The following is a 23,128-nucleotide window of genomic DNA, read 5'->3' as shown; positions in this document are numbered from 1 at the left end:
CACCGCCCCTCCCGCGCCGCGGGGGGGCGCCCCCCCGCCCGGGTCCGGGGGGGGGGGGGGGGGGCCCCCCCCCCCCCCCCCCCCCCCCCCCCCCCGCGGCGGCCCGGGCATCGAGAACGGGGGACCCGACGACTCCGGCGCCGCGTCCCACCAACGGTACTCCGCGTATCGATGATGTGCCGCCCCGCCCCGGCCCGGACGCGCCGGTGACCCGTCACCTTTCGGCAGGCTGCCTCGTTCCACATCTACGGCCTGCCGGTGTCGGCTGTCACCGCACGGTGGGGCCGGTGGTGGTGACGCCGGACACGGCGTCAGGCTCGGTCCGGTCGAACGGAGAACTCCGACGAGGTGGCGGTCGTGGCCGAACTCATCTCTGACGTCGCGTCGCCCATGTGGGCGTACGCGCTGCTGTTGATCCTGCTGGTCGTCGACGCCTTCGTCCCGGTGGTGCCGACCCAGCTCGTCATGATCACCAGCGGGGCGCTGACCGTGTACGGCGGGCTCAGCCTGCCGGTGACCATCGCGGTCGGCGCAGCCGGTGTGTTCATCGGGGATCTGGCCTGCTACCTGATCGGCCGCAGCACGCCGACCCGCCGCCCGGCACGCGCCACCACACCCGGACGGGCACGCCGGGCCGTCACCCGGGTCACCCGTGGGCTGCGCGAGCCGGGGCCGCTGGTGATCCTGCTCTGCCGCTTCGTGCCCGGCGGCCGGATGGCGGCCTGTTTCTCGGCCGGGCGCAGCCGATACCCGTACCGCCTGTTCCTGCCCTACGAGGCGGCGGCGGCGCTCGCCTGGTCCAGTTACGGCACGCTCGTCGGTCACCTGGGCGGTACGGCGCTGACCCACTCGGCGTGGCGGCTGCTGCTGGTCGGCGGGGTGGCCGCAGCGGGATTCGCGCTGGCCGGGTGGGCGATGACCTGGATCAGCAACAACCGGCAGACCCGCGCCGAGACCGCCGCCGACTCAGCCGGCAGCTGACGCGCCGTCGTGGGACGCAGGCCTGTCCCAGGCGCGGATCAGCCAGATCGAGAGCGGCGAGAGCGATCCTCCCGGGGTGCCGGTAGGGGACGACCCGGGTAGCGAAGTGGGTGGTGGTCCCGGATCCGTCTGGGGCGGTTCCGGCGACAGGCTGGCCGTATGCCTGGAACGCGGAGAAGCGGCCTGCTGGCCCTCGGCGGGATCCTCCTGGCGGCGGTGCTCGCGGTGATCGGTCACCTCGGGGTGAGCGACGACCTGGATCCCTGGTCGCTGACCGTCAGCGACTTCGCCGTCTCCGATCGGGGCGGCGCCATCGACACGGCGATGGCGGTGCTCGCGGCGGCCGGCCTCGTACTCCTGCCGGAGCTGCGCCGGGCCGGCGCGGGCCGGGTGCCACTCGCGCTGCTGGCCGCCTGGTCGGCCGGGTTGCTGGCCGCCACCGTGGTGCCCACGAACGAGCCGGGCACGCCCATGGACACCGCCGCGTACGTGCACCGGTACGCCTCGGTGCTGTCGTTCCTGGCCCTGCCGGTGGCCGCTTGGCTGCTCGCCCGTCACCCGGTCGCCGGAGCATCCGCCTGGCTGCGCGGGCTGACCGTGGCCAGCCTCGTGCTGGCAGGCGCGATGATCTGGTCCGCCTACCCCGGCGACCGCGCGCTGCTCGGCCTGATCGAGCGCCTGCTCATCCTCACCGAGACGGCCGTACCCACCACCCTGGCCCTGACCCTGACCCGCCCCAGGGCCGTCGATCATGCAGTTGGGGCCCCGCACAGACCGGACATACCGGTCGGATCGGGGGCCGCAACTCCATGATCGACGAAAGCCCGCACCGGGCTACTCCAGCTCGTGGAGCATGAGCTGGCGGGCGGCCTCGGTGATGGAGCCGGACAGGCTCGGGTAGATGGTGATGGTGTGGGCCAGCTCGTTGACGGTGAGGTTGTTCTCCACCGCCATCGTGATCGGCAGGATCAGCTCGCTCGCCTTCGGCGCCACCACCACGCCGCCGATCACCTGACCGCTCGCCGGCCGGCAGAACAGCTTGACGAAGCCGTCGGCCAGGTCCGCCATCTTCGCCCGGGCGTTGCCGGCCAGCGGCAGCATCACCTGGCGGGCCGGGGTCTTGCCGGCGTCCACCTCGTCCTGCGAGACGCCGACGGTGGCCAGCTCCGGGTCGGTGAAGACGTTCGCCGCGACGGTACGCAGCCGTAGCGGCCGGACCGCCTCGCCCAGCGTGTGCCACATGGCGATCCGGCCCTGCATGGCAGCGACGCTCGCGAGCGGCAGCACGCCGGTGCAGTCACCCGCCGCGTAGATGCCCGGCACATTGGTACGGGAGACCCGGTCCACTGTCACGTAACCGCCCCGGGCCAGCTCCACGCCGTACTCGGCCAGGCCCAGGTCGGCGGTGTTCGGGATCGAACCGACAGCGATCAGCGCGTGCGAACCGGTGACCTGACGGCCGTCGGAGAGCACCACCTCCACCCCGTCGCCGACCCGGCGGACCGCCTCGGCGCGGGAGTTGTTCAGGATGCTCATGCCGCGGTTGCGGAACACCCGCTCGATCGCCATCGCGGCGTCGGCGTCCTCGTGCGGCATCACCCGGTCGCGGCTGGAGACGAGCGTGACCTTGACGCCCATGGCCAGGTACGCGCTGGCGAACTCGGCGCCGGTCACGCCGGAGCCGACGACGATCAGGTGCTCGGGCAGCTCGGGCAGGTCGTACACCTGGCGCCAGGTCAGGATGCGCTCGCCGTCCGGTACGGCGGTGGGCAACTGGCGGGGGGTCGCGCCGGTCGCGACGAGCACCGTCGACGCGGCGATCGAGTACTCCTCGCCGCCGTCGGCCGGGGTGACGATCACCCGGTGGGTGTGGCCGAGCGTGTCCTCGCCGAGCCGGGCAGTGCCGGCCACGAACTCGACGCCGGCCTTGACCAGCTTGGTGTGGATGTCGGCGGACTGGGCCAGGGCGAGCCGCTTGACCCGCTCGTGCACCGTCCGGGCGTCGACGGTGACCGCCTCCAGGCCGTCGGGGTGCACTCCGAACTCCTCGGTGTCCCGGTAGCCGGTGACCACCTCGGAGCTGGCAATGAACGTCTTGGAGGGCACGCAGTCGGACAGCACGCAGGCGCCGCCGGCACCTTCCGCCTCGACCACCGTGACCTCGGCGTCCAGCTGCGCGGCGACCAGGGCCGCCTCGTACCCGGCCGGTCCGCCGCCGATGATCACGATCTGGCTCACAGGAATAGCCCCTCGTCTGTGCTCACAGTGACTTTCTTCTCCCCGTCCCGTCCGACACGCACTGTCGTATTCTCCCCCACCCGCCAGCCGGGCTATCGTCGTCGCCGTGGGTCTCTATGCTGCTTACGGCTCGAACCTGGATCCCGCCCGCATGCGCGCCTACTGCCCGCACTCGCCGATGGTGGGCACCGGCTGGCTGGAGGGGTGGCGCCTCACCTTCGCCGGCGAGGACGTCATCGGGTGGGAGGGCTCGGTCAGCACCGTGGTCGAGTCCCCGGGTGACCGGGTGTTCGTGGCGCTCTACGACATCCACCCGTACGACGCCGCGCAGCTCGACGAGATCGAGGGCGTGACCGCCGAGACGTACCGGAAGTTGACGGTCCGCGTCTCGACGCTGGACGGCGACGTGACCGCGTGGGTCTACGTGTTCGACGGGTACGAGGGCGGACTGCCCACGGCGTGGTACCTCTCGGAGCTGGCGAACGCCGCGGAGAAGGCGGGCGCGCCGGACGACTACGTCACCGAGCTGCGGTCCCGCCCCACCGGCACCGCGTCGGCGTAGCGCGTCTCCCACACGGACAGTCTGCGCCGCGCGGCCGCACCCGCGCTCGGCGACCCCGGTACAGGGGTGCCGGGTCACACCCGCGAGGCGGGCACACTCCGCTCGTACATGTCGGCCCAGTGCTCCTCCACCAGCCCGACGGAGCGGTAGAGCGTGACCGGCGCGGTCGGGTTGGCCAGGTCGACGCCGAGCCCCGCCCCGGCGCGGCCCTTCGCCGCGTAGACCGCGAAGGCCCGGCGCAGCAGCGCCGCACCCACCCCCCGGCGCCGGTACGCGGGCAGCACCGACAGCGTCCGCACCCACCCCCGGTCCTGGTCGAGTGCCTGGTCGGAGGACTGGAGCGCGCCGGCCGGCTCGCCGTCCACCTCGGCCAGCAACCACTCGTCCCAGACCTTGCCGTACGACGGCAGCAGATCCCGCCACTGCTCGAAGTCGAGCGGATCGTGGTCCGGGGTGTCCCGGAACGCGGTGTCGTAGATGCGGTGGAACAACCGCAGGTCGTTCTCGTCGTCGGCGCGCAGCGGCCGCACTGTAACCCCCGGCGGGGGCGCCGGCTCGGCGGGCAGGTCGGCGAGCGACCGGGACATCCGGATGTAGCGCTTGATCCGGGTGAACCCGGCCTCGGCCAGCTCACCCGCCCAGCGGGCCTCCGGCGCGTACACCCCGGCGCGGGCGGTCAGCGCGGGCAGGCCGCGCTCGGCGGCCCGTTCGGCGACCCGCTCCAGCAGCCGGGCCAGCAGCGGCGCACGCAGGTCGGCGCCGCGGTCGGGGTCGACGAGCACGTCCACCCACTCCCGGCCCACTCCGCTCGGGTTGGCCAGGATCGACCAGGCCACCGCCGTGCCGTCCGGGTCGGTGACCAGCCAGGAGTCCCGGGCCGGGTCGACGAACGGCGCGGTCAGCGCGGACCGCACGTCCTCGTCGTCGAAGTCGGGGTGGCCGACGGCGAACATGTCGGCGGCGTGCACCACCGCCAGGATCGCCGGCACGTCGTCGAGGGTCGGGCGGCGGGCCGACCAGCCGGCGGGAAGCGTCACGGGCCAGATCCTGGCAGCCGGACCCGGCGCATCGCCTCCCATTTATCCGCCGCGGGCGCGCTGCCGTGCCGCGGCGAGCAGACCCAGCAGCTCAGCGCCCTCGGCGGTGCTCAACACGCGGAACGCCGCCGAGGCCAGCCGGTCGGTCACCGCCTCGGCCCACAGCCGGCGCCGCACCAGCGGCCCGACCGGCGGGTACGGGGGCGCCCAGCCGCACGCGGCCGCGCCCGTCTCGCCCTCCGGCCCGGCCAGCACCGCCTCCAGCGGCGTCAGCCCGGCCGCGCGCACCGCCAGCAGGTACGCCCCGGCGAAGTGCTCGCGCAGCAGCAGCATGCCGACCGCCGCCCGCGCACCGGGTGACGGTTCGGGCACCGGCATCGCCCGCCAGGCGGCGAACAGCGGCATGCCGCTGCCGTCGGCCGCGTCGACCGCCCGGCCCAGCAGAACGGCGAGCCGCGCCGACTCGGTGCCGTCGCCCAGCCGGGCGGTGCCCCACCGGCAGCACTCGGCCAGGTTGGCGGCGGCCACCTCAAGCGGCGGAACGATCCGCGCGGCGGCGTCCCACCCGTCGGTGACCGCCTCCGGCGCGATGAAACCGAGCGCCGCGGCCACCGTCTCGGCGCGGACGTCACCGAGGGCCCCGGCCCGCCCGGTGATGTAGAAGGCCCACCCGGAGATGCCGAGCAGCCGCGCCCGTCGAAGCGTGGACGGGCAGCGGGCGAACGCCTCCCCGAGTTCCAGCACGAGCGGTTTGCAGGCGGCGGCGAGCTGTTCCGGAGTCATCGGCGGCCCGTCACCGTCACTCCACCGTGGCCATTCATCACGCTCAGTCTGCCCGGTCGTCACCCGACCCGGAATCCCCCTCTTCGGCGTCGAGCGCCTCCAGCACGGCCTCCACCTCGCCGGCCCGGCGACGGGCCGCGGTGACCGCCCGCTCCGCGCCCCGGCGGGCCAGCCGGGCCCGGCTCAGCTCCTGCTCGGCCACGGCCCGGCGACGCTCCAGCTCGGCCAGCTCCGTCTCGATCCGGTCCAGCGTCGCGGCTCCGTCCCGCTCGGCCGAGTCGGCGGTGGCCAGCTCCTTCTCGGCCCGGTCCAGGTCCGCGCGGGCCCGGGTCAGCTCCCGGGTCGCGGTCCGCCGCCGCCCGGCCCGTTCGGCCCGCGCCGCCCGCTCGTCGCGGGCCCGGCGCGCGTCGGTCCGCCCGGCCGCCCGATCCGGTACGACCGGCGCCTCCTCGCCCTCTGTCACGAGCCGCAGCTGGGGGCGGGGCACCTCGCCGAACCCGGCGTAGTGGCTGGCCCGCAGCAGGCGTCCGGCGCGTACCTGCTCGGCCACCTCGGTGTCCGACAGCGCGGCGTTGAGTGTCGCCTCCACCTCGCCCAGCGGCAGTTTCCCGGCCGGTGGCGCGGCGGGTTCGGCGGCGGCGAGCCGGCGTACCTCGGCCACCAGCGCGGCCACGACGGCGCGTCGCTGCGCGGACAGTTCCCGCAGTGTGCCGCCGCGCAGGTCGCGTTGCGCGGCGCGCAGCGACTCGGCCAGCCGGGCGAGGTCGGCGACCAGCTCGGGACGGCGGATGGCCAGCAGGTTGACCAGCCAGGCCGCGACCGTCGGCCGGCGCAGTTTGCCGATCTCCCGGGCGGTACGCGGGTCGCCGGACTGCCGCGCCTGCGCGACAGCGGCGTCCCGGGCCGCGACGAACCGGTCCGGCGGCGTGGCGTAGAGCCGCCGGATCACCTCCGCGGGCACCTCGGCCATGCTCAGGCGTCGATCCGGGTGCCCGGCTCCAGACGGCGGTAGTCGGTCTTGGACAGCGCCGTGTACTGCCGGTCCAGCACGCCGAGGCCGTTGTCGTTGAGCAGCCCGTCGTGCAGCGCGTACGCCCGGCGCGGCGCGACCGCGCGGATGAAGTCGACCACCTCGGAGAACTTCGACCAGGGCGCGTGTATCGGGGCGAACAGCGTGTCCACCTGCACGTCGTCGGGCGCGAACAACGCGTCGCCCGGGTGGTACACCACGTCGGCGAAGAGGTAGCCGATGTTCTGGATCACCGGGATGTCCGGGTGGATGACCGCGTGCTGCCCGCCGTACGCCCGCACCGGCACTCCGGCGACGGTGAACGACTCGCCCGGCGCGACGGTCACCAGCGCCTCGGCGGCGTCGCCGAGCACCCCGGCGAGCGACGCCGGGCCGTGCACCGGCACCGGCCTCCGCTCCAGCGCCCGGGTCAGCGCGCCGACGTCCACATGGTCCGGGTGTTCGTGGGTGATCAGCACCGCGTCCGCCCCGTCGAGCGCCGCCGGATCGCTGAAGACCCCCGGGTCGACGACAAGCACCGCACCGTCGTGCTCCAGCCTGAGGCAGGAGTGGGCGTACTTGGTCACCTGCATCGTGATCCCTCGCTTATCGAATCGTGATGTCCTCAGCGCAGTCTGCCGGAACCGGCGCGACCACGCGTCACGTCCGAGGTATCGGTCCCGGCGAGCGGGGCCGTCGAGGATCGGAGTACGGGGCATGGGTGGACGACGGCTCCGGGGCGTGGCCCTGGTGGCGGTGGGTCTGATAGCGGCGCTGGGCGTGGGCGCCTGCAGCGCGGGCGGGGACGGCGGCAGCGACTCGGCCGTGCCGGCGGCCGACGAGGGCGCGGCGCGCGAGCAGGCCACCGTGGGCGGGGCGGACAGCGACCAGGCCGCTCCCGGCGGCACCGGCGGCGCGGACCTGCGGGTCGATCAGCGGTCCATCATCTACACCGGGACCATGCAGGTCCGGGTGGACGATGTGGAGGCCGCCGCGCGGGAGGCGACCACGGCGGTGACAGCGGCCGGCGGATTCGTCGGCGCCGACCGGCGGTCGAGCCGGGCCGCCGAGGCGCGGGCGGCGCTGACGCTGCGGGTGCCGGCGGACCGGTTCACCGCGGTGATCGACCGGCTCGCCGGGTTGGGCCGGCAGGAGCGGCGGGAGATCCGCACCGAGGACGTCACCGAGCAGGTGGTCGACCTGGACGCCCGGATCGCCACCCAGCGGGCGCGGGTGGAGAGCGCCCGCAAGCTGCTCGCCCGCGCCACGTCGGTGGACGAGCTGGTCCGGCTGGAGAACGAGGTGGGCTCCCGGCAGGCGGACCTGGCCTCGCTGGAGGCCCGCAAGCGCCGACTGGCGGACCTGACCGCGCTGTCCACCATCACCGTGACGTTCCTCGGTCAGGACGCCAGCACCGCCGAGGAGGAGGCCGACCTGGGCTTCCTCAGCGGGCTGGGCGGCGGCTGGTCGGCGTTCCTGGCCTCGGCCCGCATCGCGCTCACCGTGCTCGGCGCGGTGCTGCCCTTCGCGGTGGTGATCGGCGTACCGCTGTGGTTGCTGCTCCTGTGGCGGCGCCGGGTGCGGGCCCGGCGGACGCCGCCGCCCGGCGTGGGCGCGATGCCGCCGATCCCGGCCGGGCCGGCCGGTGGTCCGGTCAGCGCGCCGCCGCCAGTGCCCGCAGCGCGGTCTGGACCATGAGGCGTACGCCGGCTTCGATGGCGCGCTCGTCCACGTCGAACGAGGCCCGGTGCAGGTCGACGTTGGGCCCGCTGCGGCCGACTCCGAGACGGGCGAGCGCGCCCGGCACGTGCTCCAGGTACCAGGAGAAGTCCTCGCCGCCCATGCTCTGCGGCGTCTCGGCGATGCCGTCGGGGCCGAGCGCCGCGGCGGTGGCGGCGGTGAGCACGCCGATCGCGCCGGCGTCGTTCGTCACCGGGGGCCGGCCGCGCAGGTATTCCAGGTCGACAGTGGCGCCGGTGGGCGCGAGCACGTCCCGCACCACCTGAGCCACGATCTCGGGCGCCTGGTCCCAGGTGTCGCGGTCCATCACGCGCAGCGTGCCGGCCGCGCACGCCTCGGACGGGATGACGTTGTAGCGGGTGCCGGCCGAGGCGTGGCCGAACACCAGCAGCAGTCCGCTGTTGGCCGGCACCCGGCGGCTGATCAGCGTCGGCACCTCGGTCACCAGCCGGCCGAGCGCGTCCACCAGGTCGACGGTCAGGTGCGGGCGGGCGGTGTGCCCGCCCGGCCCGGTGAGCTTGACCGTGACGTTGTCGGCGGCGGCGGTGATCGGGCCGACCCGCAGGCCGACCTTGCCCACCGGCAGGTTCGGGTCGCAGTGCAGCGCGAAGATCTGCACCACGTCCTCCAGGCCGCCGGCCTCGATGACCTCCAGCGAGCCGCAGGGCAGGATCTCCTCGGCGGGCTGGAAGATCAGCCGGACCCGGCCGTCGAGCCGGCCGTCGTCGGCGAGCTGGGCCAGCAGCATGCCGACGCCGAGCATCACCGCCGTGTGCACGTCGTGACCGCAGGCGTGGCAGACGCCCTCCACAGTCGAGCGGTACGGCACGTCCTTCGGGTCGCTCAGCGGCAGCGCGTCGATGTCGGCGCGGAGCGCGATCACCGGCCCGTCCGGGCGCCCGTCGATGTCGCAGATGACGCCGTTGCCCTTGGGCAGCAGGCGCGGCTTGAGACCGGCGAGGGACAACTCGCGGTGCACCAGGGCGGCCGTCTCGAACTCCTCGCCGGACAGTTCCGGGTGGGAGTGGAGGTGACGGCGCGTTTCGATGAGGCCGGGTACGCGCAGCGCGAGCAGATGGTCGAGCTCGAAGGGCAGGGGCAGGTAACCGGTCGGCGCCTCGGGCCGGGACGACGCCAGCGGGCCGCCGGAAGGCAGCGTCAACGCACTCGTCACGTCGAATTCTCGATCACTAGAGATGGATGGATCTTCGGGTCGGACAGCAGACAGCCTAGACCTCCGACGGTGACGCTGCGCAACATCTTTCGTGTAGCGGTCGGACAGCGCAGCGTCACGAATGCCCTGGTGAGAGGGGTCGAATATCTGCGGGATAGCAGGTAGATCGCGGTCGAACCGCATCATCCGCCTCCCACCTCCTACAACGCGTAACCGTTCAGCGGCCCCTAAATACCCGTCCGCCGTTCCGAATTGTCGCATTAGTCGCGGCGATTAACTGCCTCTCCGACAATTGCACGACAACTGTCGGCTTCCGGAAGACTCCCGACGGTGACACGACCGCCCGACCGTCGCCCGCACACACTGTCCGTCCCCGTTCACCCGATCGGGTTACCCGGAACACCGAATCGCACACGCGCGACGGCGGCCCGCGCCACGCACCGGAGTGCGTGGCGGGGCCGCCGCCGGACGACTCAGAAGCGGTCGCTGGGCCGGTAGATCCCCCACACCTCGCGCAGCGTCCCGCAGACCTCGCCGACGGTGGCGCGGGCCCGCAGCGCCTCCTTCATCGGGTAGAGCACGTTGGCGTCCCCCTCGGCGGCGGCACGCATCTCGGCCAGGGTCCGCTCCACCGCGCCGGAGTCCCGCTCGGCGCGCAGCCGGGCCAGCCGATCCCCCTGCGCCGCCTCGATCGCCGGGTCCACCCGCAGCGGCTCGTACGGCTCCTCCTCGTCGATCCGGAACCGGTTGAGGCCGACCACCACCCGCTCGCCCGAGTCGATCTCCTGGGCGATCCGGTACGCGGACTGCTCGATCTCCCGCTTCTGGAACCCGGCCTCGATCGCGTCCACCGCCGAACCGTGGTCGGAGACCCGTTCCATCAGCTCGACGGCCGCCGCCTCCACCTCGGCGGTCATCGCCTCCACCACGTACGACCCGGCGAACGGATCGACGGTGGCGGTCAGGTCCGTCTCGTACGCCAGCACCTGCTGGGTCCGCAGCGCCAGCCGGGCCGCCTTCTCGGTGGGCAGCGCGATGGCCTCGTCGAAGCTGTTCGTGTGCAGGGACTGGGTGCCGCCCAGCACCGCGCCGAGGCCCTGCACCGCCACCCGGACCAGGTTCACCTCCGGCTGCTGGGCGGTGAGCTGCACGCCGGCGGTCTGGGTGTGGAACCGCAGCATCATCGACTTCGGGTTCTTCGCGCCGAACTCGTCGCGCATCAGCCGGGCCCAGATGCGCCGGGCCGCGCGGAACTTGGCGACCTCCTCCAGCAGCGTGGTACGGGCCACGAAGAAGAACGACAGGCGGGGCGCGAAGTCGTCCACCGCTAGCCCGGCCGCGAGCGCCGCGCGCACGTACTCCACGCCGTTGGCGAGCGTGAACGCGACCTCCTGCGCGGGCGTGGCGCCGGCCTCGGCCATGTGGTAGCCGGAGATGGAGATGGTGTTCCACTTCGGCACCTCCGCGCGGCAGTACGCGAAGGTGTCGGCGACCAGCCGCAGGGAGGGCTTCGGCGGGAAGATGTACGTGCCCCGGGCGATGTACTCCTTGAGGATGTCGTTCTGGATGGTGCCGTTGAGCGCCGCCCCCGGCACGCCGTTCTCCTCGGCCACGAGCTGGTAGAGCAGCAGCAGCACCGAGCCGGGCGCGTTGATGGTCATCGAGGTGGAGACCTTGTCCAGCGGGATGCCGCCGAACAGTGTGCGCATGTCCTCGATGGAGTCGATGGCGACGCCGACCTTGCCCACCTCGCCGTGCGCGATCGGGTCGTCCGAGTCGTACCCCATCTGGGTGGGCAGGTCGAACGCGACGGACAGGCCCATGGTCCCGGCGCGCAGCAACTGGTGGTAGCGCGCGTTGCTCTCGGCCGCGGTGCCGAACCCGGCGTACTGCCGCATCGTCCAGGGCCGGGAGGTGTACATCGTCGGGTAGACCCCGCGGGTGTACGGGAACTCGCCCGGCTCGCCCAGCCGGGCGTCCAGGTCCGCCGGAAGGTCTGCCGCCGTGTAGACGCCCTGGATCGGGAAACCCGACTCGCTTGACCGCGCATCGCTCATTACCGGATGGTAGGACGAGCTGACCGCCGGGTGGGTGAGGGATACCGCACACCTCGCGGCGCGTCTCACCGGAGGTGAGCGAGCGACCACATACCGTCCAGTAGGTAAACGCCCGCCGCGTCGGGTTTCGCATCGGGCGTCGGAACCAGCAAGATAGAGGGGTTGTGTCCCAGCCCCCTCGATATCCCCCGGTGGCTTTTCTGTGACTCAGATTCCGACGTGGAGCGGCGGACCGGCCAGTCCTCCCACTGGACGCGCGGCGCCCGGCACCACCATCGGTGGTCGCTACTCGCTGCGCTCCCCGGTGGGCAACGGAGGCATGGGCACGGTCTGGCGGGCCACAGACACGTTGCTGCGCCGTGATGTGGCGGTCAAGGAGGTCGTCCTCCCGCCGGGGCTCGCCCCGAGCGACCGCGACGCGCTCTACGAACGGACGCTGCGGGAGGCACGCGCCGCCGCCGCGATCCAGCACCCGGCCGTGGTGCAGGTATACGACGTGGTCACCGAGGGTGGCCGGCCGTGGATCGTGATGGAGCTGCTGGACGCCCGCAGCCTGGCCGACATGGTGATCGAGGACGGGCCGGTCGCGCCGCGCGCCGTCGCCAAGATCGGGATTGCGCTGCTCGGCGCGCTCGAGGTGGCGCACGCGATCGGCGTGCTGCACCGCGACGTCAAGCCGGCGAACGTGCTGATCTGCACCGACGGCCGCTGCGTGCTCACCGACTTCGGCGTCGCCCGGATGCCCACCGACGTGCAGCTGACCACGCCCGGCATGGTGCTCGGCTCGCCGCACTTCATCTCCCCCGAGCGGGCCATGGGCCAGGAGTTCGGGCCGCCGAGCGACCTGTTCTCGCTCGGCGTGACGCTCTACACGGCGGTCGAGGGCCGGCCCCCGTTCGACAAGGGCGACCCGATCGAGACCATGCACGCGGTGGTCGAGGACCCGCCCGCCACGCCGCAGCGCAGCGGCCCGCTCACCGGGGTGCTGATGGGGCTGCTGGAGAAGGACCCGGCCCGCCGGATGGACGTGCACCGGGCCCGCGCCAACCTGCGCGAACTGCTCGCCGGGCCGCTGACCAGCACCGCCAACGTCGTCAACTCGGTCACCGACCCGTACGCGGTGGTGCCGGTGCCGCGCCCGACCACGCCGCCGGCGATCACGGCGGAGCCGAAGCCGAGCGGGCAGATCGGCGGCCGGGCCATGATCGGCCCGGAAGAGTCGCTCACCGACCGGCTCGCCGCGCTGCGCCGCGGTGAGCGGCCCACGGCGGAGAAGCCCGCGGCGGGTGCCGCCGCGCTCGACGAGACCAGCGCCGACGCGCTGGCCGGTCCCCTGCACACGCCGACCGGCGCGATGTCCGGGCCGGGCACGCCGGAGGCCACCCAGCGCATCTCGCCGGACGCCACGGTCCGGCTCGGCCAGGGCGCCGCCGGGGACGCGACCCAGGCGGTGCCCACCGCCGTGCCGGCCACGTACGGCCGCACCGTCGACGCCACCCAGCCGGTGTACGGCGGCAACCAGTGGTCGGTGCCCGGCACCGGCCAGCCGTGGACCACCCCGTCCACCGCCCCGGACACCGCAGGTGACGGCGGCGCGAAGGGGCTGCTCGGGCGGGTGAAGGCGTGGCCGCGCAAGGTCCAGCTCGCCGCCGCCGGTGGCCTCGCCGTGGTGCTGCTGGTGAGCGTGATCGCGCTGACCGGCGGCGGCGACGACGCTCCCCCGCCGATCGTGGGCGCGCTGCCGTCGAACTCGGCCGCCGCCTCCCCGGTGGAGATGCAGGAGCAGACCGTGAAGGGCATCACCGTCCAGGTGCCGAAGGGCTGGGACCGCAAGAGCGGTGGCCTCTTCGTCGACTACGTCGACCCGAAGGACAGCGGCCGCAAGGTGCGGCTGCTGGCGGAGAACTGGGGCGGCACGTCGGTCAGCTGGGCCGAGTTCGCCTCCCGCAACCTGCGCGACAAGAGCAAGTCGTGCGCCAAGCCCTACGAACAGCTCGCGATGACCGAGACGACGCTGGCCGGCAAGCCGGCTGCCGAGTTCGAGTACACCTGCGGCGAGGGCGACGAGAAGCGGCACGGCGTGTGGCGCGGCGTGGTCCAGGGCGGCAAGGTCTACTCGTTCTATCTCACCTCCAGCGACGCGACCTTCGCCGAGAGCAAGCCGATCTTCGACGCGATGGCCGGCTCGTTCCAGCTCACGGCGGCCAACTGAACCGAGGCCGACGGCCAGTGGTGATCCGCCGCCGTGTTTTCATGAGGCAATGGCGGCGGAAACCACTGACCTTGACGACCTTCGCGGACGAGCCGAGCGCTGGCTCGCCGACGACCCGGACCCGGCCGACCGCGACGAGCTGCGCGGCGTCCTCGACGGGCTGCCCGGCACGGCGGCCGACCTGGCCGACCGGTTCGCCGGTCCGCTGACCTTCGGCACCGCCGGGCTGCGCGGCCCGCTGCGCGCCGGGCCGAACGGCATGAACCTCGCCGTGGTCACCCAGGCCGCCGCCGGGCTCGTCGGCTGGCTCGCCGCCCAGGGCGGCGAGGGCCCGCTGGTGATCGGGTACGACGCCCGGCGCGGCTCGCGTGCCTTCGCCCAGCGCACCGCACAGGTGGCCACCGGTGCGGGCCGCCCGGCGCTGCTGCTGCCCCGGCCGCTGCCCACGCCGGTGCTGGCGTTCGCGGTCCGGCAGCTCGGCGCGGTCGCCGGCGTGATGGTCACGGCCAGCCACAACCCGCCGCAGGACAACGGCTACAAGGTCTACCTGGGCGCGCAGCTCGGCGGTGAGCTGGGCGCGGGCGCGCAGATCGTGCCGCCCGCCGACGCCGGGATCGAGGCGGCCATCCGGTCCGTCGGCCCGCTCGCGGCGGTGCCGCTCGGCCCGGCCGGTCAGGTGCTCGGCGACGACCTCGTGGCCGCGTACGTCGAGCGGGCCGCCGCCGTGGTGGATCCGACCGGACCGCGGGACCTGAAGGTGGCGTACACGCCGCTGCACGGGGTGGGCGCCGCGGTGCTGACCGCCGCGTTCGCGCGCGCCGGGTTCGGCGTGCCCGGCGTGGTGCCCGAGCAGGCCGAGCCGGACCCGGCGTTCCCGACGGTGAGCTTCCCCAACCCGGAGGAGCCGGGCGCGGTGGACCTGCTCGTCGCGCTCGCCGACCGCACCGGCGCGGACCTGGCCATCGCCAACGACCCGGACGCGGACCGCTGCGCGGTGGCCGTACGCGACGCCGGGTCTTGGCGGATGCTGCGCGGCGACGAGGTGGGCGCGCTGCTCGCCGACCACCTGATGCGGCGCGGCGTGACCGGCCTGTACGCCACCACGATCGTGTCGTCGGCGCTGCTTCGGGCCATGGCGGCGGCCCGAGGGCTGCCCTACGACGAGACGCTCACCGGGTTCAAGTGGATCGTGCGGGCCGGTGGTGGCCGGGAGCCGCTGGTGTACGGATACGAGGAGGCGCTGGGCTACTGCGTCGCGCCGGAGCACGTACGGGACAAGGACGGCATCACCGCCGCGCTGACGGTCGCCGAGCTGGCCGCCGGTCTCAAGGCCGAGGGCCGTACGCTGCTCGACCGGCTGGACGAGCTGGCCGCCGAGTTCGGCGTGCACCACACCGAGCAGCTCTCGGTGCGGGTGGAGGACCTGCGGGTCATCGCGGACTCGATGGCCCGGATCCGGGCGGCCACGCCGACCGCGCTGCTCGGGCAGCCGGTGACCGAGGCGTCCGACCTGCTTCCGGACGCGGACGTGGTGATCCTGCGTACCGGCGCGGCCCGGGTGGTGATCCGGCCGTCGGGCACCGAGCCGAAGCTCAAGGCGTACCTGGAGGTGGTGGAGCCGGTGAGCGGCGGCGACGTGCCGGCTGCCCGGCAGCGCGCGCGTGCCGCGGTGACCGAGCTGCGCAACGAGATCGCCACCGCCCTGGGCCTCTAGCCCGGACGTGAGGAAGGGCCCCTTGTCAACACCGGGTGTCAACAAGGGCCCTTCCTCTACCGGAGGCGTTAAGAGGGGGCCCTTCCTTACCGCTTGCCCAGGGCGGCGTCGACGGCCTGGGCCAGCGCGGCGATGACCAGGCTGATCGACGGGCGTACCACGCTGTCGTCAAGGCTCACCGTGCCGGAGAACCCGGCCCCGGCGGCGATCTCCGGCAGCCGCCGGCCGGCGTCCTCGGCGGCCGGGCCGGTCAGCCCCAGCGCCGGTTCCATCCGCAGCACCGCGACGAGCGTGGCGAGCGCGGCGGTCCGCTCGTCCGGGAGCTGCCCGCTGGTCAGCGCGTCGGCGAGCCGCCCCCGGATGTCCGCCTCGACCGAGGCGTCGGCCACCGGGTAACGGTGCACGTGGATGAATCCCAGCTCGGTCTCGTCGATGTCCCGCACCACGCCCCGGTCGCAGAGGTCGGAGAGGATCCGGTCGCGCAGCCCGTGCCGCAGCCGCTGCACCCACGACGAGGGTGTGTGCGGGGTGTCCGCGGCGATCTTGGCGAGTACGGCGTCGGCGATCGGCTCGCCGGTCGGGGACGGGTCGACCACCGCCAGGTTCCCGTCCGCGTACGCGACCCGTCCGGCCAGGGCCAGCTCGACCAGCACCGCGGCGGCCATGCCCAGGTCCAGGCTGATCCTCGGCATGGTGGCCTTGCCGGTTTCGTCGTCATACGCGAGGAGCAGCAACTCCTCGGCGAGCGCAACACCAGTCATGGCCCGGAACGCTAGCGCCTCCGCGCACCCCCGCGCATCGACTCGCCGGGTGGGTCCGGCGCCCGGTGCGGAGGGCCGTGCCTCCGCACCGGACCGGTCTCAGAAGCGGGGCATGCCGCCGAACTGGCGGTCACCGGCGTCACCCAGGCCGGGGACGATGAACTTCCGGTCGTTCAGACCCTCGTCGATGGAGGCGGTGACCAGGCGCAGCGGCAGGCCGGAGCGCTCCAGCCGCTCGATGCCGACCGGCGCGGCCAGCACGCAGAGCACTGTGATGTCGGTGCAGCCGCGGTCGGCGAGCAGCCGGCAGCAGTGCTCCAGCGAGCCGCCGGTGGCGAGCATCGGGTCGAGCACCAGCACCGGCAGGCCGCTGAGGTCGCGCGGCAGCGACTCCATGTACGCGCGGGGCTCGTACGTCTCCTCGTCGCGGGCCAGGCCGACGAAGCCCATCGACGACTCGGGCAGCAGGCCGAGTGCGGCGTCGGCCATGCCGAGACCGGCCCGCAGCACCGGCACCAGCAGCGGCGGGTTCGCCAGCCGGGTGCCCTCGGTGGCGGTGACCGGGGTCTGGATCGAGTACTTCTCGATCGGGAAGGAGCGCGCGGCCTCGTACACCAGCATGGTGGTGAGTTCGCGCAGCGCCGCCCGGAACGACGACGAGTCGGTTCGGGCGTCCCGCATGGCGGTCAGCCGCGTCTGGGCGAGCGGATGGTCAATGACGTGTACGTCCACGATCGCCCAACCTACCGTTTGGCGGCGCGGCGCAGGGCGGGTGCGGTTCGACAGGCGACCCCGCTCACGTATGACGCTCACGACCCGTGGATCGTGAGCAAGATCACCCGACTCGCTGGTGCGTACTATTCGGGGCATGACGGCGACAACGACGTCGGCCCGTTCGGACCTCACCGAGCTGGGACGATCCGAGACCGCTCTGCGGACCTTCCTGCACGGCCTGCCCGGCGTGGACCAGGTGGGCGCGGAGCAGCGGGCGGCGCAACTCGGCACCCGCTCCATCAAGACGACCGCCAAGGCCGAGGCGATCGACCTGGCGATCCGGATGGTCGACCTGACCACCCTGGAGGGGGCGGACACGCCGGGCAAGGTGCGGGCGCTGGCCGCGAAGGCGCTGCGCCCCGACCCGGCCGACCCGAGCTGCCCGCACGTCGGCGCCGTCTGCGTCTACCCGTCGATGGTCCCGCACGTGGCCGAGGTGCTGCGCGGCAGCGGAGTGCACCTGGCCAGCGTGGCGACCGCGTTCCCGTCCGGCCAGGCTCCGCTGGAGATCAAGCTCGCCGACGTGCGGGCAGCGGTCGAGGCGGGCGCGGACGAGATCGACATGGTGATCAACCGGGGCGCGTTCCTGGCCGGGCGCTACGCCGAGGTCTACGACGAGATCGTGGCCACCAAGCACGCGTGCGGGGACGCGCACCTCAAGGTCATCCTGGAGACCGGTGAGCTGGCCACCTACGACAACGTGCGGCGCGCCTCCTGGCTCGCCATGCTGGCCGGCGGCGACTTCATCAAGACCTCCACCGGCAAGGTCCCGGTCGCGGCCACCCTGCCGGTGACGCTGGTGATGCTGGAGGCGGTACGTGACTTCCGCGCCGCCACCGGGCGTCAGGTCGGCGTCAAGCCGGCCGGTGGCATCAAGACCACCAAGGACGCCATCAAGTACCTGGTCATGGTCAACGAGACGGCCGGCGCCGACTGGCTGAGCCCGGACTGGTTCCGGTTCGGCGCGTCCAGCCTGCTCAACGACCTGCTCATGCAGCGCACCAAGCTGACGACCGGCGTCTACGCCGGCCCCGACTACTTCACCCTGGACTGAACGCGATGTTCGAATACGCTCCCGCCCCCGAGTCCCGCTCGGTGGTGGACATCAAGCCCTCGTACGGGCTCTTCGTCGACGGCGCGTTCGTCGACCCGGCCTCCGGCGGCAGCTTCAAGTCGGTGAACCCGGCCTCCGAGGAGGTACTGGCCGAGATCGCCGAGGCGGGCGAGGAGGACGTGGACCGCGCGGTGCGCGCCGCCCGGACCGCGTACGAGAAGGTCTGGGGTCCGATGCCGGGCCGGGACCGGGCCAAGTACCTGTTCCGGATCGCCCGGATCATCCAGGAGCGCTCGCGCGAGCTGGCCGTGCTGGAGTCGCTCGACAACGGCAAGCCGATCAAGGAGTCACGCGACGTCGACCTGCCGCTGGTCGCCGCGCACTTCTTCTACTACGCGGGCTGGGCGGACAAGCTGGAGCACGCCGGGTTCGGTGCGAACCCGCGGCCTCTCGGCGTGGCCGCGCAGGTCATCCCGTGGAACTTCCCGCTGCTGATGCTGGCGTGGAAGATCGCCCCGGCGCTCGCCGCCGGCAACACGGTGGTGCTCAAGCCGGCCGAGACCACCCCGCTGACCGCGCTGCTGTTCGCCGAGATCTGCCAGCAGGCCGACCTGCCGGCAGGTGTGGTGAACATCGTCACCGGCGCGGGCGACACCGGCCGGGCGCTGGTCGAGCACCTGGGCGTGGACAAGGTCGCGTTCACCGGCTCCACCGAGGTCGGCCGGGCCATCGCCCGCGCGGTCGCGGGCACCCGCAAGAAGCTCACGCTGGAGCTGGGCGGCAAGGCCGCCAACATCGTCTTCGACGACGCCCCGATCGACCAGGCGGTCGAGGGCATCGTCAACGGCATCTTCTTCAACCAGGGCCACGTCTGCTGCGCCGGTTCCCGGCTGCTGGTCCAGGAGTCGGTGGCCGACCGGGTGCTGGAGTCGCTGAAGCGCCGGATGGCCCAGCTGCGGGTCGGCGACCCGCTGGACAAGAACACCGACGTCGGCGCGATCAACTCGGCCGCGCAGCTCGCCCGGATCCGGGAGCTGTCCGACGCCGGATCCGCCGAGGGCGCGGAGCGCTGGTCGCCGCCGTGCGAACTGCCCGAGCGCGGCTTCTGGTTCGCGCCGACCATCTTCACCGGGGTCACCCAGGCGCACCGGATCGCCCGCGAGGAGATCTTCGGCCCGGTGCTGTCCGTGCTCACGTTCCGCACCCCGGCGGAGGCCGTCGAGAAGGCCAACAACACGCCGTACGGGCTGTCGGCCGGGATCTGGACCGACAAGGGCTCCCGGATCCTGTGGGTGGCCGACCGGCTGCGCGCGGGCGTGGTGTGGGCCAACACGTTCAACAAGTTCGACCCGACGTCGCCGTTCGGCGGCTACAAGGAGTCGGGCTACGGTCGCGAGGGCGGCCGGCACGGGCTGGAGGGGTACCTCAATGTCTGAGCGGGTCGCGGTACGCAAGACGTACAAGCTCTTCATCGGCGGGAAGTTCCCGCGCAGCGAGTCGGGACGGTCGTATCTCGTGCAATCCGCGAACGTGTCTCTTGCCTCCCGGAAGGACGCGCGGGACGCGGTAGTGGCCGCCCGCGCCGCGGTGAAGGGCTGGGCCGGCGCGACCGCGTACAACAGGGGTCAGATCCTCTACCGGGTGGCCGAGATGCTGGAGGGCCGGCGCGAGCAGTTCGTCGCGCTGGGCGTACCGGCCGGCGAGGTGGACGCGGCGATCGACCGCTGGGTCTGGTACGCCGGCTGGTCCGACAAGCTGCCCCAGGTGTACGGCGGCGCGAACCCGGTGGCCGGCCCGTACTTCAACCTGTCCGCGCCGGAGCCGACGGGCGTGGTGGCCGTGGTGGCCCCCGAGGAGCCGGCGCTGCTCGGCCTGGTGAGCGTGATCGCCCCGGCGATCGTCACCGGCAACACGGTGGTGGTGGCCGCCTCCCCGGCGGCGCCGCTGGCGGCGGTGACGCTGGCCGAGGTGCTCGCCACCTCCGACCTGCCCGGCGGCGTGGTGAACATCCTCACCGGCCGGCTGACCGAGACGGTGCCGACGCTCGCCGCGCACATGGACGTCAACGCGATCGACCTGACCGGCGTCGCCGACGCCGAGATGGCGGCGGACCTGGAGATCAAGGCCGCGGAGAACCTCAAGCGGGTGCTGCGGCCGGCTCCGGCCGACCACGACTGGCACACCGACCCCGGCATCACCCGGATGACCACGCTGCTGGAGACCAAGACGGTCTGGCACCCCAAGGGCGCCTGACCCCGGCAACCGGCGGTCGGAAGGGATCTACTACCGGGGGTAGGATTGTCGGGTGACTCGGCTGGGGGACCTTGAGCGTGCGGTGATGGACGTGCTGTGGGACGCGGCACCCGCCGCCTCCGGTGGCGTGACGGTGCGCGAGGTCGCCGACGCCCTCGACGGGCGCGAACTGGCCTACACGACCGTGATGACAGTGCTCGACCGGCTCGCCGGCAAGGGCATGGTGCAGCGTGAGCGGGAGGGTCGCGCCTGGCGCTACCGCCCCGCCGCCACCCGTGAGGCGCACATCGCCCAGCTCATGCTCGAAGCCCTCGACCTCGGCGGCAGCCGGGACGCCGCGCTGGTGCGCTTCGCCCGCTCGGTGACCGGCACGGAGGCGGACGTGCTCCGCGCCGCGCTCAGCGCCGAGGCCGGAGCGACCGGCCCCGCGACCGTCGAGGACGGGCCGGTCGGCCGGGTGGAGGATCCCCGGCCCGGCCGGCCGGCGCTCGACGAGGCGACGGACCGGTAGGGCGGCTGCCGTGGCGTACGCCCTGCACTTCGCCGCGATCATCCTGGCCTGCTGGCTGACCGCACAGGTCCTCGCCGTCGCGCGCTGGACCTGGCGGGCGCCCCGGGTGGCGATCATCTGCTGGCAGGCGGTCGGGCTGGCCCTCGGCCTGTCGGCCATGGGACTGCCGATGGCGCTGGGGCTCGACGCGTACGACCGGGCGACCGGGTGGGCGCTGCTGGCGCTGGCCGACGACCTGGCCCACGGCACGCTGCCGGCCGGGGTGGGCGCGGTGCACCTCAGCCTGGTGGGCGTCGGTCTCGGCATCGGCGTGGTGCTGCTCACCACGACGGTACGCAGCCTGCACGGCGCGGTCCGCGCCCAGCGCCGGCACCGCGAGCTGCTGCACCTGGTGGCCCGGCACGACCCGACGGTGCCGGGGGCGCTGGTGCTCGACCACCCGAGCGCGGCGGCGTACTGCCTGCCCGGGGTGCGGCCCCGGGTGGTGGTGAGCGCGGGAACGCTCGACCTGCTCGATCCGGCCGAGCTGGCGGCGGTGCTCACCCACGAGCGGGCACACGCCCAGGAGCGGCACGACCTGGTGCTGCTGCCGTTCACCGCGCTGTGCCGGGCGCTGCCCTGGTTCCAGTGGGTGCGGGACGCGCACGCCCGGGTGGCGCTGCTGGTCGAGATGCGCGCCGACGACAAGGCCCGGGAGCTGCACGCGGACGCGCCGCTCGCCGGTGCGCTGCGCCGGTTCGCCGCCGCCGAGCACCGGGTGCACCCGGCCGGCACGCTCGGACTCGGCGACCGCGACCTGGACGTACGCGTGCAACGGCTGCTCGACGCGGACCGCCCGCCGCGGGTGCTCGGCGCGATGGCGCTGGCCGTCGCGGGCACGCTCGTCTCCCTGCCGTTCGCCCTGTTCCTGAGCTGACCTCACCCCTACGGGACTTCTCCGGGTTCGCGCGCCCCTATAGGTAGCGAGTCTACGTGTAGGTTGACTACGACAAGAGAGCCAACCCATCGGAGGACGACAGTGGACCCGCTGCTCCTCGCCCGCCTCCAGTTCGCCGCCACCACGTCGATCCACTTCCTCTTCGTGGCGGTCACGCTCGGCCTGGTCACGCTCCTGGTCGGGTTGCAGACGGCCGGCTACCTGACCGGCAAGCCGGTGTACGAGCGGCTGACCCGGTTCTGGGGGCAGCTCTACGTGATCAACTACGTGCTGGGCATCGCCACCGGGATCGTGATGGAGTTCCAGTTCGGGCTGAACTGGAGCGGGCTGTCGCGCTACGTCGGCAACGTGTTCGGCGCCCCGCTGGCCATCGAGACGCTCGTGGCGTTCTTCCTGGAGTCCACGTTCCTCGGGATGTGGATCTTCGGGTGGCACCGGCTGCGGCGCGGCGTGCACCTGGCGCTGCTCTGGGGTGTGGCGCTGACCGCGTACGCCTCGGCCTTCTGGATCATGGTGGCGAACGCCTGGCTGCAGAACCCGGTCGGGTACGAGGTCCGCGACGGCGTCGCCCACCTCACCGACTTCGGGGCGCTGCTCACCAACCCCACGTTCGGCATGGCGTTCGGCCACGTCGTCTCGGCGAGCCTGGTCACCGGCGGCCTGCTGATGGCCGCGGTGAGCGCCTGGCACCTGCTGCGGCGGACCAGCGACTACGCCCTCTTCCGCACCTCGCTGCGGCTCGGCCTGGTCACCGCGGCGCTCGCGGTGTCGGCGCTACAGGGCTTCGGCTTCGCCCAGTTCGGCCCGGTCGGGCAGCTCCAGCCGACCAAGTTCGGCGGCGGGCCGGACCGGGACGCGCTCGTCGCCGACTGGACGGCGCGGTTCGGCCCCGGCGACTGGGAACCGCCGGTGTTGTCGAACGTGGGTCTCGGTTTCATGATCCTGATCGGCTTCACGCTCGGCGCCCTCTGGCTCCTGCTGCCGCTGCTCTGGCGGGACTGGATCATCCGGCTGAGGGTCCCGCTCTGGCTGATCCTGCTCGGCCTGCCGCTGCCCTTCGTGGCGATGCTGCTCGGCTGGATCGCCCGCGAGGTGGGCCGCCAGCCCTGGGCCGCGTACGGGCTGCTGCCCACCGCACAGGCCGTCTCGCCGGTGTCCCCCGGGCTGATGCTCACCTCGCTGATCGGGTTCAGCCTGCTGCTCGGCGCGCTCGCGGTGACCAACTGGGTGCTGCTCGCCCGGCACGCGGCACGCGGGGCGCACGACCCCGCGCTCGGCCGCCCGCCCGCGCCCGACACCGACGCCCACCATCAGCCCGTCCTCGTCTGAGG

Annotated in this window: 21 protein-coding genes; 12 read left to right on the top strand and 9 right to left on the bottom strand. The window is 73.3% G+C overall.

Going from position 1 to position 23,128, the window contains the following annotated elements:
- Nucleotides 1–357 precede the first annotated feature (357 nt).
- Both ACFYON_RS13275 and ACFYON_RS13270 read left to right on the top strand, forming a co-directional pair.
- Nucleotides 358–981: a DedA family protein gene (locus ACFYON_RS13275; protein ID WP_354864802.1), complete on the top strand. Its 624-nt coding sequence runs from the start codon at nt 358–360 to the stop codon at nt 979–981.
- A gap of 159 nt (nt 982–1,140) precedes the next feature.
- Nucleotides 1,141–1,794 (top strand): DUF998 domain-containing protein, encoded by a 654-nt coding sequence (locus ACFYON_RS13270; RefSeq protein ID WP_354864800.1) that lies wholly within the window; start codon nt 1,141–1,143, stop codon nt 1,792–1,794.
- 21 nt (nt 1,795–1,815) lie between these two features.
- Here the strand turns inward: ACFYON_RS13270 and ACFYON_RS13265 are convergent, their stop codons facing one another.
- Nucleotides 1,816–3,219 carry an NAD(P)H-quinone dehydrogenase gene (locus ACFYON_RS13265; protein WP_354864798.1) on the bottom strand — a complete coding sequence of 468 codons (1,404 nt, stop codon included), beginning with the start codon at nt 3,217–3,219 and terminating at the stop codon, nt 1,816–1,818.
- Nucleotides 3,220–3,325: 106 nt separating this feature from the next.
- Here ACFYON_RS13265 and ACFYON_RS13260 point away from each other — a divergent pair, with 106 nt between their 5' ends.
- Nucleotides 3,326–3,781, top strand: coding sequence for a gamma-glutamylcyclotransferase (locus ACFYON_RS13260; RefSeq protein WP_354864796.1), 456 nt, complete (start codon nt 3,326–3,328; stop codon nt 3,779–3,781).
- Nucleotides 3,782–3,855: 74 nt separating this feature from the next.
- Here ACFYON_RS13260 and ACFYON_RS13255 read toward each other — a convergent pair whose 3' ends face one another.
- Genes ACFYON_RS13255 through ACFYON_RS13240 form a run of 4 tightly spaced genes read right to left on the bottom strand, consistent with a single transcriptional unit; the run spans nt 3,856 to nt 7,203 of the window.
- Nucleotides 3,856–4,818, bottom strand: coding sequence for a GNAT family N-acetyltransferase (locus ACFYON_RS13255; protein WP_354864795.1), 963 nt, complete (start codon nt 4,816–4,818; stop codon nt 3,856–3,858).
- Nucleotides 4,819–4,860: 42 nt separating this feature from the next.
- Nucleotides 4,861–5,601, bottom strand: a complete 741-nt coding sequence (locus ACFYON_RS13250; RefSeq protein WP_354864794.1) for a hypothetical protein — start codon at nt 5,599–5,601, stop codon at nt 4,861–4,863.
- Between the two features lie 43 nt (nt 5,602–5,644).
- The gene (locus tag ACFYON_RS13245) at nt 5,645–6,571 is read right to left on the bottom strand and encodes a hypothetical protein (RefSeq protein ID WP_354864792.1); all 927 of its coding nucleotides are present in this window, start codon (nt 6,569–6,571) and stop codon (nt 5,645–5,647) included.
- 2 nt (nt 6,572–6,573) lie between these two features.
- The gene (locus ACFYON_RS13240; RefSeq protein ID WP_387320763.1) at nt 6,574–7,203 is read right to left on the bottom strand and encodes an MBL fold metallo-hydrolase; all 630 of its coding nucleotides are present in this window, start codon (nt 7,201–7,203) and stop codon (nt 6,574–6,576) included.
- Between the two features lie 124 nt (nt 7,204–7,327).
- Here ACFYON_RS13240 and ACFYON_RS13235 point away from each other — a divergent pair, with 124 nt between their 5' ends.
- Nucleotides 7,328–8,308, top strand: a complete 981-nt coding sequence (locus ACFYON_RS13235) for a DUF4349 domain-containing protein (protein ID WP_354864790.1) — start codon at nt 7,328–7,330, stop codon at nt 8,306–8,308.
- On the opposite strand, the gene ACFYON_RS13230 is transcribed toward ACFYON_RS13235, so the two are convergent.
- Both ACFYON_RS13230 and ACFYON_RS13225 read right to left on the bottom strand, forming a co-directional pair.
- Nucleotides 8,265–9,524 (bottom strand): amidohydrolase, encoded by a 1,260-nt coding sequence (locus ACFYON_RS13230; protein ID WP_354864789.1) that lies wholly within the window; start codon nt 9,522–9,524, stop codon nt 8,265–8,267. The two genes, ACFYON_RS13235 and ACFYON_RS13230, sit on opposite strands and share 44 nt — an antisense overlap.
- A 473-nt stretch (nt 9,525–9,997) precedes the next feature.
- Nucleotides 9,998–11,581: a methylmalonyl-CoA mutase family protein gene (locus ACFYON_RS13225; protein ID WP_354864788.1), complete on the bottom strand. Its 1,584-nt coding sequence runs from the start codon at nt 11,579–11,581 to the stop codon at nt 9,998–10,000.
- A gap of 202 nt (nt 11,582–11,783) precedes the next feature.
- Between ACFYON_RS13225 and ACFYON_RS13220 the strand changes: the two genes are divergently transcribed.
- A complete protein-coding gene (locus ACFYON_RS13220) occupies nt 11,784–13,793 on the top strand; it encodes a serine/threonine-protein kinase (RefSeq protein ID WP_354864787.1) in 2,010 nt (669 codons plus the stop codon).
- A 49-nt stretch (nt 13,794–13,842) separates the two neighbouring features.
- Nucleotides 13,843–15,507: a phospho-sugar mutase gene (locus tag ACFYON_RS13215; protein WP_354864786.1), complete on the top strand. Its 1,665-nt coding sequence runs from the start codon at nt 13,843–13,845 to the stop codon at nt 15,505–15,507.
- A gap of 86 nt (nt 15,508–15,593) precedes the next feature.
- Here the strand turns inward: ACFYON_RS13215 and ACFYON_RS13210 are convergent, their stop codons facing one another.
- Together ACFYON_RS13210 and upp are read right to left on the bottom strand one after the other, a co-directional pair.
- Nucleotides 15,594–16,268 carry a GPP34 family phosphoprotein gene (locus ACFYON_RS13210; protein ID WP_354864784.1) on the bottom strand — a complete coding sequence of 225 codons (675 nt, stop codon included), beginning with the start codon at nt 16,266–16,268 and terminating at the stop codon, nt 15,594–15,596.
- A 99-nt stretch (nt 16,269–16,367) separates the two neighbouring features.
- Nucleotides 16,368–17,000 (bottom strand): uracil phosphoribosyltransferase, encoded by a 633-nt coding sequence (upp, locus tag ACFYON_RS13205; RefSeq protein ID WP_354864782.1) that lies wholly within the window; start codon nt 16,998–17,000, stop codon nt 16,368–16,370.
- Between the two features lie 136 nt (nt 17,001–17,136).
- Here upp and deoC point away from each other — a divergent pair, with 136 nt between their 5' ends.
- The 6 genes from deoC (at nt 17,137) to ACFYON_RS13175 (ending at nt 23,126) form a co-directional block, all read left to right on the top strand.
- Nucleotides 17,137–18,096, top strand: a complete 960-nt coding sequence (deoC, locus tag ACFYON_RS13200) for a deoxyribose-phosphate aldolase (protein ID WP_354864780.1) — start codon at nt 17,137–17,139, stop codon at nt 18,094–18,096.
- Between the two features lie 5 nt (nt 18,097–18,101).
- Nucleotides 18,102–19,532 carry an aldehyde dehydrogenase family protein gene (locus ACFYON_RS13195; RefSeq protein ID WP_354864778.1) on the top strand — a complete coding sequence of 477 codons (1,431 nt, stop codon included), beginning with the start codon at nt 18,102–18,104 and terminating at the stop codon, nt 19,530–19,532.
- Nucleotides 19,525–20,349 carry an aldehyde dehydrogenase family protein gene (locus ACFYON_RS13190; protein ID WP_355047201.1) on the top strand — a complete coding sequence of 275 codons (825 nt, stop codon included), beginning with the start codon at nt 19,525–19,527 and terminating at the stop codon, nt 20,347–20,349. Before ACFYON_RS13195 ends, ACFYON_RS13190 begins: the two co-directional genes overlap by 8 nt.
- Before the next feature lie 52 nt (nt 20,350–20,401).
- Complete coding sequence (locus tag ACFYON_RS13185; protein WP_354864774.1) at nt 20,402–20,860, top strand: BlaI/MecI/CopY family transcriptional regulator; 459 nt, start codon at nt 20,402–20,404, stop codon at nt 20,858–20,860.
- Nucleotides 20,861–20,870: 10 nt separating this feature from the next.
- Complete coding sequence (locus tag ACFYON_RS13180; RefSeq protein ID WP_354864772.1) at nt 20,871–21,776, top strand: M56 family metallopeptidase; 906 nt, start codon at nt 20,871–20,873, stop codon at nt 21,774–21,776.
- A 102-nt stretch (nt 21,777–21,878) separates the two neighbouring features.
- Nucleotides 21,879–23,126: a cytochrome ubiquinol oxidase subunit I gene (locus ACFYON_RS13175; RefSeq protein WP_354864770.1), complete on the top strand. Its 1,248-nt coding sequence runs from the start codon at nt 21,879–21,881 to the stop codon at nt 23,124–23,126.
- Nucleotides 23,127–23,128: the final 2 nt, after the last annotated feature.

The sequence above is a fragment of the Micromonospora sp. NPDC005686 genome (assembly GCF_042871665.1).
GTDB lineage: Bacteria > Actinomycetota > Actinomycetes > Mycobacteriales > Micromonosporaceae > Micromonospora.
The sequence above is the reverse complement of the archived record's forward strand: the minus strand, read 5'-3'. Positions and strand labels throughout refer to the sequence as shown.

Coding starts and splice junctions, on each gene's coding strand:
- ACFYON_RS13250 (WP_354864794.1), bottom strand. CDS start 5,601: ATGACTCCGGAACAGCTCGCCGCCGCCTGCAAACCGCTCGTGCTGGAA.
- ACFYON_RS13235 (WP_354864790.1), top strand. CDS start 7,328: ATGGGTGGACGACGGCTCCGGGGCGTGGCCCTGGTGGCGGTGGGTCTG.
- ACFYON_RS13270 (WP_354864800.1), top strand. CDS start 1,141: ATGCCTGGAACGCGGAGAAGCGGCCTGCTGGCCCTCGGCGGGATCCTC.
- ACFYON_RS13225 (WP_354864788.1), bottom strand. CDS start 11,581: ATGAGCGATGCGCGGTCAAGCGAGTCGGGTTTCCCGATCCAGGGCGTC.
- deoC (WP_354864780.1), top strand. CDS start 17,137: ATGACGGCGACAACGACGTCGGCCCGTTCGGACCTCACCGAGCTGGGA.
- ACFYON_RS13210 (WP_354864784.1), bottom strand. CDS start 16,268: ATGACTGGTGTTGCGCTCGCCGAGGAGTTGCTGCTCCTCGCGTATGAC.
- ACFYON_RS13245 (WP_354864792.1), bottom strand. CDS start 6,571: ATGGCCGAGGTGCCCGCGGAGGTGATCCGGCGGCTCTACGCCACGCCG.
- ACFYON_RS13215 (WP_354864786.1), top strand. CDS start 13,843: ATGGCGGCGGAAACCACTGACCTTGACGACCTTCGCGGACGAGCCGAG.
- ACFYON_RS13240 (WP_387320763.1), bottom strand. CDS start 7,203: ATGCAGGTGACCAAGTACGCCCACTCCTGCCTCAGGCTGGAGCACGAC.
- ACFYON_RS13190 (WP_355047201.1), top strand. CDS start 19,525: ATGTCTGAGCGGGTCGCGGTACGCAAGACGTACAAGCTCTTCATCGGC.
- ACFYON_RS13195 (WP_354864778.1), top strand. CDS start 18,102: ATGTTCGAATACGCTCCCGCCCCCGAGTCCCGCTCGGTGGTGGACATC.